The following is a 4,109-nucleotide window of genomic DNA, read 5'->3' as shown; positions in this document are numbered from 1 at the left end:
CTTCGCGGGCGCAACCGCCGACAAGATCTCCGGCCGCGTCAAGACCATCCTGCAGATGTCTGCAGTGCTCACCTACGGTGCCTCCATGCCCGTGGTGAAGATGGGCCGCATGGCGGGCCAGTTCTCCAAGCCCCGTTCCGCAGACACGGAAACCCGCGGCGACGTCACCCTGCCCTCCTTCCGTGGCGAGACCGTCAACGGTTTCGACTTCACCCCCGAAGCCCGCGTACACGATCCCAAGCGCATGCTGCGCGGCTACCACACCAGCGCATCCACCCTGAACCTGGTGCGCGCCTTCACCAAGGGCGGCTTCGCAGACCTGCGCGCCGTGCACCAGTGGAACCGTGGCTTCACCTCCAACCCCGCGCACGAGCGCTACGAGAAGACCGCCAACGAAATCGGCCGCGCCCTCAAGTTCATGGAAGCCTGCGGCGTTAACTTCGAAGCCCTCAAGACCACCGACCTGTACGTCGGCCACGAGGCGCTCGTGCTGGACTACGAGCGTGCCCTCACCCGCATCGACTCGCGCACCCAGCTGCCCTACGACACCTCCGCGCACTTCCTGTGGATTGGCGAGCGCACCCGCGGCATCGACGATGCACACGTGGACTTCCTCTCCAAGGTCCGCAACCCCATCGGCGTGAAGCTGGGCCCTGGCACCACCGCAGAGGACGCACTCGCACTGATTGATAAGCTCGACCCGAACCGCGAGCCCGGCCGCCTGACCTTCATCACCCGCATGGGTGCGAAGAACATCCGCGAGAAGCTGCCCGCAATCGTTGAGGGTGTGCAGGCTGAAGGCGCGAAGGTCGTCTGGGTTACCGACCCGATGCACGGCAACACCATCTCCGTGCCCTCCGGCTACAAGACCCGCCGCTTCGACGACGTGCTCGACGAGGTTCGCGGCTTCTTCGAGGTGCACGAGGCACTGGGTTCGTTCCCCGGAGGTATCCACGTGGAAATGACCGGCGACGACGTGACCGAATGCCTGGGTGGCTCCGACGCCATCGACGAGGCAGCACTGGCTGACCGCTACGAGTCCCTGTGCGACCCGCGTCTGAACCACTCGCAGTCCCTGGAAATCGCGTTCCTGGTCTCCGAGTACCTCAAGAACCGCGCATAAAACGTTCATGCGCCTCGCCGCGCTAGTCGGTGGGGAATAGCAGAAACAATGCCCGGGTCTTCGCTCACGATGAGTGAAGACCCGGGCAATTGCGTTTAACCTGCGCGCGGCAAAAGGCGGCGCGGCAGGCGCTAGGCGGCAGACGCTAGAAGGTCAGGAACGCCTCAATATTGCGCCACCACTGCGACTGCACCAGCGAGGTCGCAAGCCACCAACCGGTAAAGCTCGAACCCATACCCAGCAGAATCAGCGCCAACGCCCAACCGCCCACCGCCATACCGGACGGTGGAGTCCTAAACTGCTTGGCGGGCAGGCGAGGATCCTTCTGCGAAGACTGCTCGGAATCATCAGAAATACCCGTAGACTCCTCAGTCTCAGAAGCGCTCGCCGCCCCCTTAACCTTCGAACGGTGCGAACCCGAAGGACTCAACGAACGCTCGGCATGAATCGGGGCGTACTCGCCATGAGCTGAGATGAACTCCTGCTCCGTCTGTGGGCCAATGCCAACAGACTGAGTCAGCGGGCCCTTCGCGCCCGCGCGGCGGCCCATGAACGAGCCCAGGCCGCGCTTGCCGGATTTGCCCTTTGCGCCGTCCGGCTCATCCTCAGAGTCGTCAGCATCGGAGGCAGAACTCACCAGCGGCGGAATGCCCTGGCGGTTCAGCACCGAGTCCTCGGCGTCAACATCGGCAAGGTGCACGCCCTGACCAGCCGCCGAGGCATCGTACACGAGGCTGTCGGGGGAGTACACATCGTACGCCAGCAGATCGCGGGCATCGCTAAAAGCACTAATCGGGGTGTTACGCACCATCTGCGCGGCGCCGCTACGCTCCGCAATATCGGCAACAGCCTCCCAGAGCGGAAGCTCCGGCTCCGGGCACGAAGGGGCACGCCAGGTACGCTCGTGCTCACCCAGCGACTCAGAAATCTCCAGCAGAGCCGTAAACAGCTCGGTCGCATCCTCCGGACGGGCGTGAGGCTGCTTGCGGGTACACCACGAAATCAGACCCGCAATATCGCGGTCCGCACCCGGTGCCACATCGGTCAGCGCGGGCATCTCAATATTGGCGTTGTGGTAGAGCACCTGCTGGTCATTCTCCAGACCCACAAAGGGTAGACGACCCGAAAGCATGCGGTACATCATCACGCCGAGCGCAAAAATATCAGCCTGCGCGCCGACCTTCACCTTCGGGTCCAGGACCTCCGGCGCAACGTAGGCGGGGGTACCCATGGGAGCGCCCGCATCCACCTGATCATCGCGGCGAGAAAGGCCGAAGTCCGTGAGCTTCACCTGGCCGTTAGCGTCGAGAAGAATATTGCCCGGCTTAATATCGCCGTGCAGGTAGCGGTTCGCGTGCACCTCCGAGAGCGCCTCCACCACCGGAATGAGGATATCCAGAGCCTCACCCAGGGACAGGGCATTACGCACACGCAACAGCTGACTCAGGGTGCAGCCGTGCACGTACTCGAGCACAATGTACATGACCATCTGACCCGAAAAATATTCGGTACCCGAAGAAATCACGCCCACCGTATGCCCGCCGCCACCCACCTGGCGCATCGAACGCTCTTCACGGTGGAACTTCTGACGGTTCGCCGCATCCTCAGCCAGGGAAGGGGAGAGAACCTTGAGCGCGACCGGGTTATTCGACCACAGGTCCAGCGCATAATAGACCTCGCTCATGCCGCCGCGGCCAATGAGCGAACCCACCTGGTAGTGACCCTCAATAATGGCGCCACTGAGCCACTGCGAAGAACCGATAGCGGTATCCGGGGCAGCGGGACGAGTGGCGGGAGGAACAGAAGTATTAGAAGAAGAACGGGGGTTCACGGGAGAAATCCGGCGTGGGCTGGGAGTATTCATACGTCTCAACATTTTAGCCCGCCCACCTGGAGGAACGCGATGCCAAAGGGCACCGAGCAGGTGAACACTCAGCGAACTCTCACAAAGCGCCGACGGCTCCGAACCCAACTCACGAACCACGGAAGCACACAATAACGAAAGAAGCCGGGAGGGGCACCGAACCTGCGGCGGGTCAAAAGTGGTAAATACGTGCCAGCTCTGGCACTCTTAAAAGGTGACTAACGAAAATATTGCTCAGACCTTCGCCCTCGTCGGCGATTGGGTAACTATCCCCGAAATTGCGCAGGCCCTCGACCTGAAGGTGACCCGCGTACACAACCTGATTTCTGACGGTACGCTCATCGCGCTGCGCGACCCGGAAACCAACGTGCGCAAGGTACCCGCACTGTTCCTGAACGGTTCGCGAGTTCTCGAATCCCTCAAGGGCACCCTCGTTGTCCTGAAGGACTCCGGCTTTAGCGATGAAGAAGCCATCGTGTGGCTGTACACCAATGATGATTCCCTGCCCGGTCGTCCCATCGACGCGCTGATTGACGGTCGTAAGACTGAGATTCGTCGCCGTGCGCAGGCACTGGCTTGGTAGCTCCGGCTTGGTAACACTGGCTCGGCACTATAGCTAAATACGTTGAGGCGGCATACTTCGGTATGCCGCCTCAACTTGTTTAACGTTCTAACTGTGGTGAACCTCTACGCCTTGCGGCGCAGTGCATCTATGCCTTGCGACGCAGTGCACGGCCCACAATATCGGTCAGTGCCGCATGCACCAGCTCGTCCAGGTTCATCGCCTCCAGCGCCTCAAACACCGCCTGAGACTTCTGCTCAATCAGCTGCTCATGCTTGGCGAAAGCACCCGAAGAAACCATCAGCTCACGGATGCGCTCCACCTGCTCATCGCTCAGCTCGGGGTCGCCCAAGCTATTGTGCAGAAGCGCCGCATCCTTCTCGGTAAGGGCGGCGGAGGTGAGCGCCACCAAGACGGTACGCTTACCCTCACGCAGGTCATCGCCTGCGGGCTTACCGGTCACCTCGGGCTGACCGAAGACGCCCAGCTCATCGTCACGCAGCTGGAAACCCTCACCCAGCGGCAGACCGAACGCGCGGTAACCGGCAAGCACCGGGTGC

4 protein-coding genes are annotated in these 4,109 nt (G+C 61.8%); 2 read left to right on the top strand and 2 right to left on the bottom strand.

Features of this window, described 5'->3' with window-relative positions:
- A partial coding sequence (locus Q0216_RS01980) for a 3-deoxy-7-phosphoheptulonate synthase class II (RefSeq protein WP_298592512.1) occupies positions 1 to 1,123 on the top strand: 1,123 nt, incomplete at its 5' end.
- Between the two features lie 145 nt (positions 1,124 to 1,268).
- Here Q0216_RS01980 and Q0216_RS01975 read toward each other — a convergent pair.
- Positions 1,269 to 2,954 (bottom strand): serine/threonine-protein kinase, encoded by a 1,686-nt coding sequence (locus tag Q0216_RS01975; RefSeq protein ID WP_298592510.1) that lies wholly within the window; start codon positions 2,952 to 2,954, stop codon positions 1,269 to 1,271.
- Positions 2,955 to 3,201: 247 nt separating this feature from the next.
- Between Q0216_RS01975 and Q0216_RS01970 the strand changes: the two genes are divergently transcribed.
- On the top strand, positions 3,202 to 3,570 hold the full coding sequence (locus Q0216_RS01970) for an Rv2175c family DNA-binding protein (protein WP_219101697.1): 369 nt from the start codon (positions 3,202 to 3,204) through the stop codon (positions 3,568 to 3,570).
- 127 nt (positions 3,571 to 3,697) lie between these two features.
- On the opposite strand, the gene Q0216_RS01965 is transcribed toward Q0216_RS01970, so the two are convergent.
- Positions 3,698 to 4,109 (bottom strand): polyprenyl synthetase family protein (locus Q0216_RS01965; protein WP_298592508.1); only part of this gene is annotated, 412 nt, incomplete at its 5' end.

Origin of the sequence: uncultured Rothia sp. (genome assembly GCF_937976295.1) — a bacterium.
Lineage (GTDB): Bacteria > Actinomycetota > Actinomycetes > Actinomycetales > Micrococcaceae > Rothia.
The sequence above is the reverse complement of the archived record's forward strand: the minus strand, read 5'-3'. Positions and strand labels throughout refer to the sequence as shown.